This is a genomic window from Nitrincola tapanii (assembly GCF_008368715.1).
Taxonomy (GTDB): Bacteria; Pseudomonadota; Gammaproteobacteria; order Pseudomonadales; family Balneatricaceae; genus Nitrincola; species Nitrincola tapanii.
Map to the genome: position 1 here is coordinate 31,714 of NZ_SMRS01000008.1, position 11,833 is coordinate 43,546.

General features: G+C 50.9%; 15 protein-coding genes. 9 read left to right on the plus strand and 6 right to left on the minus strand.

The features are described from left to right. Together accB and aroQ are read right to left on the minus strand one after the other, a co-directional pair. Entirely contained in the window at positions 1-453 is a 453-nt protein-coding gene (gene accB / locus E1H14_RS10845) for an acetyl-CoA carboxylase biotin carboxyl carrier protein (RefSeq protein ID WP_149391501.1), read from the minus strand. Positions 454-495: 42 nt separating this feature from the next. Then, positions 496-942, minus strand: a complete 447-nt coding sequence (gene aroQ, locus E1H14_RS10850; RefSeq protein ID WP_149391502.1) for a type II 3-dehydroquinate dehydratase — start codon at positions 940-942, stop codon at positions 496-498. A 249-nt stretch (positions 943-1,191) separates the two neighbouring features. On the opposite strand from aroQ, the gene E1H14_RS10855 reads away from it, so the two are divergent. Further along, the gene (locus tag E1H14_RS10855) at positions 1,192-1,962 is read left to right on the plus strand and encodes a ParA family protein (RefSeq protein WP_149391645.1); all 771 of its coding nucleotides are present in this window, start codon (positions 1,192-1,194) and stop codon (positions 1,960-1,962) included. A 61-nt stretch (positions 1,963-2,023) separates the two neighbouring features. On the opposite strand, the gene E1H14_RS10860 is transcribed toward E1H14_RS10855, so the two are convergent. Further along, complete coding sequence (locus E1H14_RS10860) at positions 2,024-2,590, minus strand: hypoxanthine-guanine phosphoribosyltransferase (protein ID WP_149391503.1); 567 nt, start codon at positions 2,588-2,590, stop codon at positions 2,024-2,026. A 190-nt stretch (positions 2,591-2,780) separates the two neighbouring features. Here E1H14_RS10860 and upp point away from each other — a divergent pair, with 190 nt between their 5' ends. Beyond that, positions 2,781-3,407: a uracil phosphoribosyltransferase gene (gene upp / locus E1H14_RS10865; RefSeq protein ID WP_149391504.1), complete on the plus strand. Its 627-nt coding sequence runs from the start codon at positions 2,781-2,783 to the stop codon at positions 3,405-3,407. Positions 3,408-3,417: 10 nt separating this feature from the next. Beyond that, positions 3,418-4,722, plus strand: a complete 1,305-nt coding sequence (locus E1H14_RS10870; RefSeq protein ID WP_149391505.1) for a uracil-xanthine permease family protein — start codon at positions 3,418-3,420, stop codon at positions 4,720-4,722. 80 nt (positions 4,723-4,802) lie between these two features. Here E1H14_RS10870 and ppa read toward each other — a convergent pair whose 3' ends face one another. Further along, positions 4,803-5,339: an inorganic diphosphatase gene (gene ppa, locus E1H14_RS10875; RefSeq protein ID WP_149391506.1), complete on the minus strand. Its 537-nt coding sequence runs from the start codon at positions 5,337-5,339 to the stop codon at positions 4,803-4,805. A 96-nt stretch (positions 5,340-5,435) separates the two neighbouring features. Next, positions 5,436-6,428 (minus strand): class 1 fructose-bisphosphatase, encoded by a 993-nt coding sequence (locus E1H14_RS10880; protein WP_149391507.1) that lies wholly within the window; start codon positions 6,426-6,428, stop codon positions 5,436-5,438. 169 nt (positions 6,429-6,597) lie between these two features. Here E1H14_RS10880 and mpl point away from each other — a divergent pair, with 169 nt between their 5' ends. From mpl to E1H14_RS10905, 5 genes are all read left to right on the plus strand, one after another. After that, positions 6,598-7,962: a UDP-N-acetylmuramate:L-alanyl-gamma-D-glutamyl-meso-diaminopimelate ligase gene (gene mpl / locus E1H14_RS10885; protein ID WP_149391508.1), complete on the plus strand. Its 1,365-nt coding sequence runs from the start codon at positions 6,598-6,600 to the stop codon at positions 7,960-7,962. Continuing rightward, positions 7,955-8,578 carry a flavin prenyltransferase UbiX gene (locus E1H14_RS10890; RefSeq protein ID WP_149391509.1) on the plus strand — a complete coding sequence of 208 codons (624 nt, stop codon included), beginning with the start codon at positions 7,955-7,957 and terminating at the stop codon, positions 8,576-8,578. Before mpl ends, E1H14_RS10890 begins: the two co-directional genes overlap by 8 nt. Positions 8,579-8,683: 105 nt before the next feature. Continuing rightward, a complete protein-coding gene (gene tsaB, locus E1H14_RS10895) occupies positions 8,684-9,373 on the plus strand; it encodes a tRNA (adenosine(37)-N6)-threonylcarbamoyltransferase complex dimerization subunit type 1 TsaB (RefSeq protein ID WP_149391510.1) in 690 nt (229 codons plus the stop codon). Continuing rightward, on the plus strand, positions 9,370-10,194 hold the full coding sequence (locus E1H14_RS10900) for an undecaprenyl-diphosphate phosphatase (RefSeq protein WP_149391511.1): 825 nt from the start codon (positions 9,370-9,372) through the stop codon (positions 10,192-10,194). Before tsaB ends, E1H14_RS10900 begins: the two co-directional genes overlap by 4 nt. Continuing rightward, a complete protein-coding gene (locus E1H14_RS10905) occupies positions 10,191-10,985 on the plus strand; it encodes a class I SAM-dependent methyltransferase (protein WP_149391512.1) in 795 nt (264 codons plus the stop codon). The genes E1H14_RS10900 and E1H14_RS10905 overlap by 4 nt, the downstream gene beginning before the upstream one ends. A 6-nt stretch (positions 10,986-10,991) precedes the next feature. Here the strand turns inward: E1H14_RS10905 and E1H14_RS10910 are convergent, their stop codons facing one another. Continuing rightward, on the minus strand, positions 10,992-11,201 hold the full coding sequence (locus E1H14_RS10910) for a SlyX family protein (RefSeq protein WP_149391513.1): 210 nt from the start codon (positions 11,199-11,201) through the stop codon (positions 10,992-10,994). Between the two features lie 189 nt (positions 11,202-11,390). On the opposite strand from E1H14_RS10910, the gene E1H14_RS13425 reads away from it, so the two are divergent. Next, positions 11,391-11,831, plus strand: coding sequence for a cold-shock protein (locus E1H14_RS13425; RefSeq protein ID WP_149391514.1), 441 nt, complete (start codon positions 11,391-11,393; stop codon positions 11,829-11,831). Positions 11,832-11,833 lie beyond the last annotated feature (2 nt).

Below are 11,833 nucleotides of genomic sequence, written 5' to 3' on the forward strand. Positions count from 1 at the left end.
TTAGACGATAGTGACCAAAGGCTGGTCGTATTCAACAGGCTGGCCGTCTTCAACCAGAATAGCCTCAATGACACCGGCCTTGTCGGCTTCGATCTGGTTCATCATTTTCATCGCTTCGACGATACAGATAACATCACCTACTTTCACGCTTTTGCCTACAGCAATAAATGGTGCTGAACTGGGTGACGGAGCGCTGTAGAAAGTGCCGACCATGGGTGAGCGTACTTGATGGCCACGCATCACTTCTGCTGGCGCTTCTGTGCTGGTTGCCGCAACGGGAGCTGGAGCGCTAGGCGCCGGTGCACTCATCACGGTGGGCTGAGCATAAACGGGGGCGGCTACACTGGAGCCACGGCTGATGCGAACGGACTCTTCACCTTCTTTAATCTCAATCTCGTTAATGTTGGATTCTTCCAGCAGTTCGATCAGTTTTTTAACTTTACGAATATCCATTCTAGTGTCGTCTCAATTTAAAAATTAACAGGGCTCTAAAGATCAAGCTTGATTGACCAGTTGGCGCGCGGCTGCCTGGAGAGCTAACTCATAACCCTGGGTACCCAGACCGCAAATGACACCGCGCGCAATATCCGACAGATAGGAGTGATGACGGAAAGGCTCGCGAGCATGAACATTAGAGAGATGTATTTCAATAAAGGGGATGGCTACACCTGCCAGAGCATCGCGTAAAGCAACGCTGGTATGGGTGAACGCCGCCGGATTTATGAGAATGAAGGCGGTTTGATCCAAGCGTGCCTGATGAATACGTTCGATTAACAGGTGCTCGGCATTACTTTGCAGACACTCAAGCATGATCCCTAGGGAGGCTGCTTGGGCCGTCAACAGCTGTTCAATGTCCGCCAGGGTCGTGTGGCCATAGATTTCCGGCTCACGTGTTCCCAGTAAGTTAAGATTTGGGCCATTTAGCAGCAGAACTTTTACCATTTTCAGACATATCTTATTGACGATTCCGGATGTGTGAAGTTTGCCTGAAATCCGATCGGGTGTCTATTTGCAGATAAAAATTTTGTCTGTTAGCCGCAATTTTGCCGAAGTTAAGCTCATTTCTTCCAGCTATTTGCCTTAAGTCTAGGGAGCGTTCAGCGGGGTGTGATTGACCCTTATCTGGATTTTCGCCATAGTGCATGCTTTGTCGCGTGCGCGATTTTCAAGCGGTTGGCTGAGGGTAAGGAAATGATTCGAGTGGTGTTTAATCAAAAAGGAGGCGTGGGTAAATCGAGTATCGCTGTGAATCTGGCGGCGCTGAGTGCTCATCGTGGTAGCAAGACCTTGATTATAGATCTCGATCCTCAGTGTAACTCGACCCACTATCTACTTGGGGATGCCGCCAACACCCCGACGACAGATGTGCGTGATTTTTTTGAACAAACCCTGACATTGCAGTTAAAACCGCAACCCCCCACGGTTTTTGTGCATGCAACGCCTTTTGCGGACTTGCATCTTGTGCCTTCTCACCCCGACTTAGGCGATCTGCAGTCGAAGTTAGAAAGTAAGCATAAGATCTATAAGCTGCGTGATGCCTTGCATATCCTACGTGAGGAGTATGATGCGATTTATATCGATACTCCGCCGGCCTACAACTTTTTTACCCTTTCTGCTTTAGTCGCGGCAGAGCGTTGTTTGATTCCGTTTGATTGTGACGATTTTGCGCGCCAGGCCCTGTATAGCTTGTTGAACAACGTACAGGAAGCGCGTGAAGATCATAACCCGCATCTGGAAGTGGAGGGGATTGTGGTGAATCAGTTTCAGCCGCGTGCGTCCTTGCCACAAAAAATGGTTGCTGAATTGGAAGCAGAAGGTTTGCCGGTTTTAGCTTCGCGTATCTCTTCATCGGTCAAAATGAAAGAGTCGCATTCCCTGGCAACCCCACTGATCCATATGGCACCTTCACATAAACTGACACAGGAATTTGTGCAGTTATTTGAAGAGTTGCACCCGGCTTAAACTCTTTAGATAGACTCTAAAAGTGAGTTGCGGCAGACACGCAGCTCACCTGTGTTGCGAGTTACATCCCTTTCACCGCGTAAATGCCAGGAGCATTGCGCCAATAACCTTTGTAATCCATGCCATAGCCAAAGATGTAGCGGTCCTCAATTTCAAGGCCGACAAACTCGGCTTGCAGATCTGGGCGCGCTTTGCGTTCATGCAATTTGTTGATCAGCACGGCGCTATAGACACGACTTGCCCCCTGAGCCCGGCAGAAATCTAGGATTTCAGCTAGGGTGTGCCCCTCATCGAGAATGTCATCGATAATCAGAACGGGACGGCCGGTAAAATCGATCATCGGCGGAACCTTCCATTCCAGTTCATGCCCAGACGTTGTATTACGATAGCGGGTGGCATGTAAATAGCTCACTTGCAGAGGGAAGTTCAGTCGGGTCAGAAGCTGGCCGGTAATGACCAGGCCACCGTTCATCACACAGAAAAGAACAGGGTCTTGTTCGCCTAAGGCTTCAGTAATCTCTGCAGCCATGCGATTGATCGCTTGCTCAACCTCTAGCTGGCTGTATAAAAGATCGGATTCGATATAAACCTGGCGAATCTCTTCCGCCAGTAGGGCATCAGTTTGCATAGTTTGATTCTCTTACAACGGTCACAGCCGAACCTGGCTGCTAAAAGACGCCACCTTACTGAGCTTTAGTGCAGACAGCAAGATTGAAAACTTGACCCTTAGGTAAAATTATTGAAATGCGGATCGCTTTACCTAAAAATGAAAAGCTCTGACTTAATCCATTCCGGCCAAATCGTAAAAAGGGGACCGTATGAGTGTCTATGAGATACGCCATCCGTTAGTGCAACACAAGCTGGGGCTGATGCGCTCCGTGGATAAGAGCACTCGGAGTTTTCGGCAGTTGGCCGCAGAGGTTGGGTGTTTGCTTACCTATGAAGCGACTCAGGATTTTGAATTGGAGCCTTGTGAAATTGAAGGCTGGAATGGTCCGGTGACAGTCGAGCGGATTAAAGGCAAGAAAATAACCGTTGTGCCAATTTTGCGGGCGGGTTTAGGAATGTTGGATGGGGTCTTGGATCTTGTGCCGAGTGCCAAAATTTCGGTAGTGGGCGTGTATCGAGATGAGGAGACTCTGGAGCCGGTGGCTTACTTTGAAAAATTGGCCAGTGATATTGAGGCGCGCATGGCCTTGATTGTAGATCCGATGTTGGCAACCGGAGGATCGATGATAGCGACGATCGATATGCTGAAAAAAGCCGGTTGTAGCAGTATTCGGGCCTTAGTCTTGGTGGCTGCGCCGGAGGGGATTGAGCGTGTGCAAGCTGCGCATCCCGATGTGGATATCTTTACGGCTGCGATCGATTCGCATTTGAATGAGAAAGGCTACATCATTCCTGGCTTAGGGGATGCAGGTGATAAAATTTTTGGCACTAAATGAGGAAATAAAGATGAAATGGATAGCTCCCCTTGAGCAGCCCTGGCACTGGCGAACGGTACTTTCGGGTTCACAAATGTTGTTTGTCGCTTTTGGTGCCTTGGTCTTAATGCCTTTGTTGACCGGCCTTGATCCGAGCGTGGCGTTGTTTACAGCCGGGCTGGGAACCTTGATGTTCCATTTGATTACCGGCGTCAGTGTGCCGATTTTTTTGGCCTCCTCCTTTGTATTCATCGCGCCGATTTTGTTTTCGGTGCAAACCTGGGGTGTGCCTGCCACCATGGGGGCGTTATTTGTCGCCGGTCTGGTGTATATGGGCTTGGCGTTATTGGTGAAGTGGCGGGGTGTGGGATTTTTGCATCGGATTCTACCGCCGGTTGTGACCGGTCCTGTGATTATGGTGATCGGATTAGGCTTGGCCCCAATTGCGGTGAACATGGCAATGGGTAAGGCTGGAGATGGCTCCTTTGAGTTGTTTGCCTATCAGGATGCTTTACTCGTTTCCATGGTGTCTTTGATTACCACCCTGGTTGTGGCGGTTTTTGCGAAAGGTATCTTTCGACTCTTGCCCATCCTTTCGGGAGTGTTGCTGGGTTACTTGGTGGCTTGGTGGATGGGAATGGTGAGCTTTGAGCCAGTTGAGCAAAGCCCTTGGTTAGCGGTTCCTGCGTTTGTGATGCCTGAGTTTCACTGGCAAGCGATTTTATTCATGATCCCTGTCGCCATTGCTCCGGCCATTGAACATGTAGGGGATATGTTGGCGATCAGTAATGTGACGGGTAAGGATTATGTGAAAAAGCCCGGTTTGCACCGTACGCTGTTTGGGGATGGAGTTGCCACTTCTGCGGCGGCGATGTTTGGCGGACCGCCCAATACGACCTATTCTGAAGTTACCGGTGCAGTCATGTTAACACGCTCTTTTAATCCGATGGTGATGATCTGGGCAGCTGTCTTTGCCATTTTACTGGCGTTTATTTCCAAGTTTGGTGTGCTGCTGCAAACCATCCCGACTCCGGTGATGGGAGGGATTTTGATCTTGTTGTTTGGCTCCATTGCGGCGGTGGGGATGAATACGCTGATTAAGGCGCGTGTGGATATGGCGCAGCAGCGTAATCTGGTCATCGTAGCCACAGTGCTGGTTTTTGGGATAGGGGGTATGGCGCTCGGTGATGGTGACTTGAGTCTTCAGGGTGTGAGCCTGTGTGGGGTCGTCGCGATTCTGTTGAACCTGATATTACCTCACGCTGAGCCGGATGCAGAGGATTTGCATATCGAACAAGAAGTGGTTGAGGATCTGATAGAACACGCGCAAAAGTGATGTCACAGTGTATGCAAAGTAAAACGCCCGCGATTGCGGGCGTTTTCATAATCAACAGAGTGTTGATCTAAGGTGTACGCTTACTTGCTTGCGGCTTCGTAAGCAGCAACGCCGTCCATGATGGCTTGGCGAGCGGCGGCAGCATCGGCCCAACCTTCTACCTTAACCCACTTGCCGACTTCCAGCTTTTTGTAGTTCTCGAAGAAGTGTGCGATACGGTCTTTGGTGAGCTGTGGCAGATCATCAATATCGTTGATGTCATTGTAAGCCTGGCTCAGTTTCTGGTGAGGCACGGCAACCAGTTTAGCATCCTGACCTGCTTCGTCTGTCATGTTCAGAACGCCCACTGGACGGCAACGAATCACAGAACCTACGGCAACTGGATAAGGAGTGATGACTAAAACGTCGACCGCATCACCGTCATCAGCAAGGGTATTGTTGATGTAACCGTAGTTGGCAGGATAAAACATAGGCGCTGCCATAAAGCGGTCAACAAACACAGCATCTGAGTCTTTATCGATTTCGTATTTAACCGGCGAGCTTTCAGCCGGGATTTCGATTACGACGTAGATATCATTCGGCAGGTCTTTCCCAGAAGGTACGTTTGCAAAGCTCATGAAGTGAGTTCCTGTATGATGAATAAAAACGGTTGACAATACGCTTTCCGCTTAAAGTATAAAGATTTACCCTAAGCGGGTGTATACGACTAATGATCAGTTCGCGTTTTCTGTACGATGCTTTTGATGATATGCCAATAAAACCTTGACCTCTTCACGAGAGCCTAGGGCAACCGAAACACGTTGATGAATCTGTTCCGGCTGGACTTCCATAATGCGCTCGTAACAGGTAGTTGATAAACCGCCGGCCTGCTCAATCAGCATGCTCATGGGGTTACCCTCATACATCAAACGCAGCTTGCCGGGTTTGTTGGGTTCGCGTGAATCCCATGGGTAGGTAAACAGTCCGCCGCGCGTCAGGATACGATGTACTTCGGCGACCATAGATGCCACCCAGCGCATGTTATAGTTTTTGCTGCGTGGCCCTTCGCTACCGGCGAGCAGATCGCTCACGTAGGTCTGCATGCCAACTTCCCAGAAGCGCTGATTCGACATGTTGATGGCAAATTCACGTGTTTCCGCAGGAACAGTGACATCTTCATGCGTGAGGAGGAAATCACCGGTATGTGCCAGCGTAAACATATTCACGCCATCACCCGTAGTCAGAGCCAAGACGGCCGAAGGGCCATAGAGAACATATCCAGCCGCCAGTTGCTGGGTGCCAGGTTGCAGGAAAAGCTCAACGCTGTCACTTGGCTCGGCACCCGGTGGAACTTCCAGAATGGAGAAGATGGTGCCAACGGAGACATTGATATCAATATTAGAAGAACCATCCAGAGGGTCGTAGGTGACCAAAAAGCGACCTTCGGGATTGCCAAAAACGGGATCATCTTCCTCTTCGGAGGCAACACCGCGCACCAACGGATTGTCTAGTAGGACTTTTTTCATGACCTCATTGGCAATTACATCGAGCTTTTTCTGTGTTTCACCTTGAACATTGGTATTTTCAGTCACACCTAAAACACCCGCCAGTTCACCTTCACGCAACTGCAAGGCGATCTCTTTGCAAGCCAGCATCAGCGTATCGATTAACTCAACCAGCTCGGGATCGGTTTTCTTGTGTTTGAGGAAGTTACTCAGCAGTTGCATTGTTTACCCTTTCTCCTAGTTAGGATGGCTCATTTGGATTGCAGTATTTTACGCCAAACGCGGCGGAAAATCATGGAATTCGAATAGATGAAGCCTTGCGTTTAGGAAACTGGCAGGCGCTTCGAAAGCTGATATGATTTCCAGCCTGATGATTAAGGAATTCAACACGGTGCACATACATATACTCGGAATTTGTGGAACCTTCATGGGCTCGTTAGCGATTTTGGCGCAGGAGGCGGGTTATCGTGTGACGGGCTCAGATCAAAATGTTTATCCCCCCATGAGCACGCAACTGGAAGAGAAGGGTATTGTCTTAACGCAGGGGTATGATCCGGTGCAGTTGCAACCCGCACCGGATCTGGTAGTGATAGGGAATGCGATGTCACGTGGTAACCCCTGTGTTGAGTATGTGCTGGATAAGGGCTTGCCCTATACCTCAGGGCCTGCTTGGTTACATGACTTTATTTTACCCGGACGCTGGGTACTGGCCGTGGCCGGTACGCATGGTAAAACCACCACAACGGCGATCTTGGCCTGGATACTCGAACAGGCCGGTATGTCGCCTGGATTTCTGATCGGAGGTGTGCCGGGTGGCTTTTCCGCTTCGGCACGTTTGGGTGAGACACCTTTTTTTGTGATCGAAGCGGATGAGTACGACACGGCGTTTTTTGATAAGCGCTCAAAATTTGTACATTACGCGCCGCGCACGCTGATTCTGAATAATTTGGAATATGATCATGCGGATATCTTCCCTGACTTGGCGGCGATTCAACGACAATTCCAACATTTATTGCGTTTGGTGCCGAGTTCGGGGCTGGTGATTCGTTCCGCCCAAGACAAGGCTTTGCAAGAGGTGGTGGCAGCAGGTTGTTGGAGTCCGCAAGCTTTATCTGAAGCCGATGACGATTGGCAAACGCAAGCGCTGTGTGCAGATGGAAGCCATTTCCAGGTTTGGCATCAAGGTGTGCTTCAGGGGGAGGTGCGTTGGCATTTGACCGGCCGGCATAATATGCAAAATGCCGTGCATGCGCTGATTGCAGCACGCCATGTCGGAGTCACTCCGGCGATAGCTCTCGATGCTTTGTCTAGCTTTCCGGGGGTGAAGCGTCGTATGGAGTTGCGCGGTGAGGTGGCGGGAGTCAGGGTGTACGATGATTTTGCGCATCATCCTACGGCGATAGCAACTACTCTTGCCGGCGTTCGCGCACGTGTGGGGCAGGGGCGAGTTGTCGCCGTGATTGAGCCACGCTCTAATACCATGCGTATGGGGACACATCAGGCGGCGTTAATGCAATCCGTGGTGGCAGCAGATGAGGTGTTTTGGTATCAACCGGAGGGGATGGGTTGGTCATTGGCGGCCTTGTTGGATCAGAGCCCCGTTCCTGCCCGAGTGCTTGCCGATTTATCTGAGTTGGTGGCAGAGGTGATTGCATCCGCTGAACCCGGTACAGAAATAGTGGTCATGTCTAATGGCAGTTTTGGGGGGATACATGAGCAGCTGCTTAAGGCGTTGAAGGGAGCGGAAAATGTCTGATGTTTTTCAAGGGCGGATTACTCTGGCGATCACGGGCGCATCGGGTGTGCAGTATGCTTTACGCCTTCTGGAATGTTTGGTGCGCGCGGATTATCAGGTGATGTTGATGATTTCGCGAGCGGCTCAGGTGGTGATCGCGACCGAAACAACTCTTTCTTTGCCAGGATCCAGTGAAGCACAGGAGCGCTTCCTGAGCGAAAAATATGCTGCCCGCCTTGGGCAGATACGTGTGTTTGCGCGTGAGCAATGGATGGCTCCTGTGGCCTCAGGCTCAAGCGCCCCTGCGGCGATGGTGGTGTGTCCTTGCAGTACCGGTTGCCTGTCGGCAATTGCCACCGGGGCGAGCAATAATTTGATTGAGCGTGCGGCGGATGTAGCGTTAAAAGAGCGTCGTCAGTTGATTTTAGTGCCTAGGGAGGCGCCCTATTCCGAAATTCATCTGGAGCATATGCTGCGTTTGACGCGTATGGGCGCAGTTATTCTGCCCGCCAGTCCTGGATTTTATCATCAGCCGCAAAGTATCGAGGATATGGTGGATTTTATTGTGGCGCGGTTGTTGAGCCATCTTGGCATAGAGCAAACTCTTCTACCCGCCTGGGGTGAAAAGTTGCTGTGAGCCGTCTGGTTAGGTGCCTGTCGCATCCGGCACCTGCTATCTCTGTGCGTGCCTGCAAGGTAAACTTTGTGTTTTGCCGCCTGTTATAGGATCAGTAGAGTCATTATGAGTCGAATTCTTGCTTTGGATACTTCGACAGATGCATGTTCTGTTGCGCTTTGGTCGCACGGAGAGGTGATCGAAGATTTTCGGATTGAACCGCGTCGTCATACCCATCTTTTATTGCCGATGGTAGAGCAGCTGCTCGCTCAAGCTGGGGTCGCGATGCGTGAGTTGGACGCGATTGCATTTGGTCGTGGTCCTGGCTCTTTTGCAGGGATACGGATCGCGACAGGGGCTGCGCAAGGCCTGGCTTTGGCCCTGGATTGTCCATTGTTACCGGTTTCAACCTTGGAAGCCATGGCGTTAGATGCCGCGCAGCGTTACCCCGATCGGGTCGTGCTCACGGCGTTGGATGCGCGTATGGATGAGGTCTATTGGGCCGCTTATCGTGTGCAGGCGGGTGAAGTTTTGGCCTTGGTACCCGAACGTGTTGCGCATCCAGGAGATGTCTCTCTACCGGAAACTCAGGAAACTTGGCAGGCGGTAGGCAGTGGAGGTGTTTATTTCACGCAACTGCCTGAAACTGTACAGGCGCGTTTAGGTGTATGGGATCAAGGGATCTGGCCGCGTGCCAGCCAGATGTTGCCTTTGGCGTTGCAAGCCTTAGAGCGTGGCCAAGCCATTGCAGCGGATGCGGCACAACCTGTCTATCTTCGTGATGAAGTGGCTTGGAAGAAAAAGGATCAGCAATGAACTTCAGCGAATGGATGCAAACGCTTCTATTGGCTTTAATTCAAGGCTTGTCTGAATTTCTACCCATCTCCAGTTCAGCCCATCTCATCTTACCGGCCCAAATTTTTGCTTGGCCGGATCAAGGCTTGGCTTTTGATGTCGGGGTACACCTGGGTACCTTAGTGGCTGTGTTGATTTACTTTCGGCGTGATCTTGTCAGCATGTTTTATGCCTGGTGGGGCAGCTTAAAAGGGCAGCAAAGTCCGGAGGGCTGGTTGAGTTGGTGTGTGATCCTGGGGACCTTGCCCGCCGTGCTTGCTGGCGCACTTTTTGTCAGTGCGATAGAGCATTGGGGGCGCTCTATTCTGGTGATCGCAGCAACGACCCTATTCTTTGGTGCTCTGATGGGCTGGGCCGATTGGTTTCGTAAAGAGCGGCGCACTTTAGCCCAGATGGGGTTAAAGGAGGCCTTATACATAGGGTTCGCTCAGGCGGTGTCTTTAATCCCGGGCACATCACGCTCCGGTGTGACGATTACGGCGGCATTGATGCTGGGGTTTGACCGCACCTCTGCTGCACGCTTTTCATTTTTGTTATCGATCCCGGTGACCTTGGGTGCCTGTGTGATGATGGCTGGCCGTGTGCAAACGGGCGCACAAGTCTTACCGCTGGAGATGCTGGTGCTGGGTGCCTTGGTCGCAGGTGTCAGTGCTTGGACCTGTATCCATTTATTTTTAAAATGGATTGCACAGATAGGGATGATGCCTTTTGTGATTTATCGTTTGTTGTTGGGCGTGCTTCTGCTCGGACTTTATTTCTTTTTCCCAGGAGTCTCGGCATGAGTAGGCCCTTGGATCTAGTCTGTGCAGCGGCTTCCTCCGAGGAAACTGATCTGGCCAGGGCGGCGGCTGCCGCCCTAGGGCTGCCTTGGGTGGATGAACTTGATCTGAATGATGCCACTCAGTATAGCCACGCTTTACTTTACCGTGATCAAGCCTGGCAGTTACAAGAGCTGGGAAGTAAAACACCTGGCCCGGTTTGGGTCGATTTTGCATCCGGTGCGGTGGCTCATCGTCGACAATTCGGCGGCGGTGTGGGGCAGATGGTCGCGAAAGCCTGCGGTTTACAAAAGGGTAAACGTCCAAGAGTTGCGGATGTGACGGCCGGTTTGGGTCGTGATGCATTTGTGTTGGCGACCCTCGGTTGTCCAGTGCAGATGGTGGAGCGTTCAGCTTTGGTCGCTTGGCTGTTACGCGATGGTTTAGAGCGAGGGCGTGATCTGGAAGACTTGGCACCTATTTTGTCACGTATGGAGTTGCATCAGGCTGAAGGCGTGGAATGGTTGCGTAGACCGGGTTGGACAGAGCCACCTGAGGTTGTATACCTCGATCCGATGTTCCCGCATAGTGACAAATCTGCGCAAGTTAAAAAGGAAATGTTGGCGTTTCGTAGCCTAGTCGGTGCCGATGAGGATGCGGATGCGTTGCTGCAAGCGGCGCTTGAGGTGGCGGTGTATCGTGTGGTGGTGAAGCGCCCGCGTAAAGCACCTGATCTGCAAGGGCCAAAGCCGAGTGTGCGTTTAGAGGGTAAATCCTGTCGTTATGATATCTATGCGCTCAAGCGTATGGATTAATCGGAGTTAATAATGCGGTGGAGGCGGTTCGTCTGCCATGCCATCGCCCTCAGCAAGCGATAAACCTTTGAGCTGTAGCGCAAGATGTTTCACCATACGATTGAGTTTTTCGAGTTCCAGCTCCTGCCGTGCGATGACATCGCTGAGAGTATCTAACGCGGATTCTTGGAAGGCTACACGAGTTTCCAGTTCGGTTAAACGTTCGGACTCAGACATCTAGATCTCCTATTTGATTTGCAGCGGAACTCTATAACGCGTTGAAAAAAATCGCAATCTGATATATACCTGCAAGACTGTCGAGCGGCTAGCAAAGCATCGGTATTCTAGCGAAGCGTATATTTTAGCTGGGCTCGGTATTTATTAGAAAATCCTTGTAGCGTTTTAGCGTAAAAGAGACAAATACAAATGAGCGGTAATCAATTGATAAAAACGATCGTGTTAAGTGCAGTGGTGGCGGTATTGGTCGCGTTTTTGGGTCAGTCGCTGGAAAATCTATGGGCCACGATGGCGGTGAACTTTTTGCTGATTTTGGTCGCAGGCTTTCTCATGCAGATGCAGCCGGCTTCCGCGGCAGCGTCTCGAGCTTCTTCTCAGATGGAAGAGGATGAAGACGATGATTTTGATCCAGCGAATGATGATCGTGAAACCGGTTCGGTCAAGTGGTTCAATGTATCTAAGGGTTTTGGTTTTATCACACGTGAAAACGGTGATGATGTGTTTGTACATTTCCGCAACATTCGCGGGCGTGGCCATCGTTCACTTAATGAAGGCCAGAAAGTGCGTTTTTACGTACGCGAAAGCGATAAAGGCTTGCAAGCAGAAGATGTCTCTATCCTAAGGGTGTGATG

Coding starts and splice junctions, on each gene's coding strand:
- accB (WP_149391501.1), bottom strand. CDS start 453: ATGGATATTCGTAAAGTTAAAAAACTGATCGAACTGCTGGAAGAATCC.
- aroQ (WP_149391502.1), bottom strand. CDS start 942: ATGGTAAAAGTTCTGCTGCTAAATGGCCCAAATCTTAACTTACTGGGA.
- E1H14_RS10855 (WP_149391645.1), top strand. CDS start 1,192: ATGATTCGAGTGGTGTTTAATCAAAAAGGAGGCGTGGGTAAATCGAGT.
- E1H14_RS10860 (WP_149391503.1), bottom strand. CDS start 2,590: ATGCAAACTGATGCCCTACTGGCGGAAGAGATTCGCCAGGTTTATATC.
- upp (WP_149391504.1), top strand. CDS start 2,781: ATGAGTGTCTATGAGATACGCCATCCGTTAGTGCAACACAAGCTGGGG.
- E1H14_RS10870 (WP_149391505.1), top strand. CDS start 3,418: ATGAAATGGATAGCTCCCCTTGAGCAGCCCTGGCACTGGCGAACGGTA.
- ppa (WP_149391506.1), bottom strand. CDS start 5,339: ATGAGCTTTGCAAACGTACCTTCTGGGAAAGACCTGCCGAATGATATC.
- E1H14_RS10880 (WP_149391507.1), bottom strand. CDS start 6,428: ATGCAACTGCTGAGTAACTTCCTCAAACACAAGAAAACCGATCCCGAG.
- E1H14_RS10890 (WP_149391509.1), top strand. CDS start 7,955: ATGTCTGATGTTTTTCAAGGGCGGATTACTCTGGCGATCACGGGCGCA.
- tsaB (WP_149391510.1), top strand. CDS start 8,684: ATGAGTCGAATTCTTGCTTTGGATACTTCGACAGATGCATGTTCTGTT.
- E1H14_RS10900 (WP_149391511.1), top strand. CDS start 9,370: ATGAACTTCAGCGAATGGATGCAAACGCTTCTATTGGCTTTAATTCAA.
- E1H14_RS10905 (WP_149391512.1), top strand. CDS start 10,191: ATGAGTAGGCCCTTGGATCTAGTCTGTGCAGCGGCTTCCTCCGAGGAA.
- E1H14_RS10910 (WP_149391513.1), bottom strand. CDS start 11,201: ATGTCTGAGTCCGAACGTTTAACCGAACTGGAAACTCGTGTAGCCTTC.
- E1H14_RS13425 (WP_149391514.1), top strand. CDS start 11,391: ATGAGCGGTAATCAATTGATAAAAACGATCGTGTTAAGTGCAGTGGTG.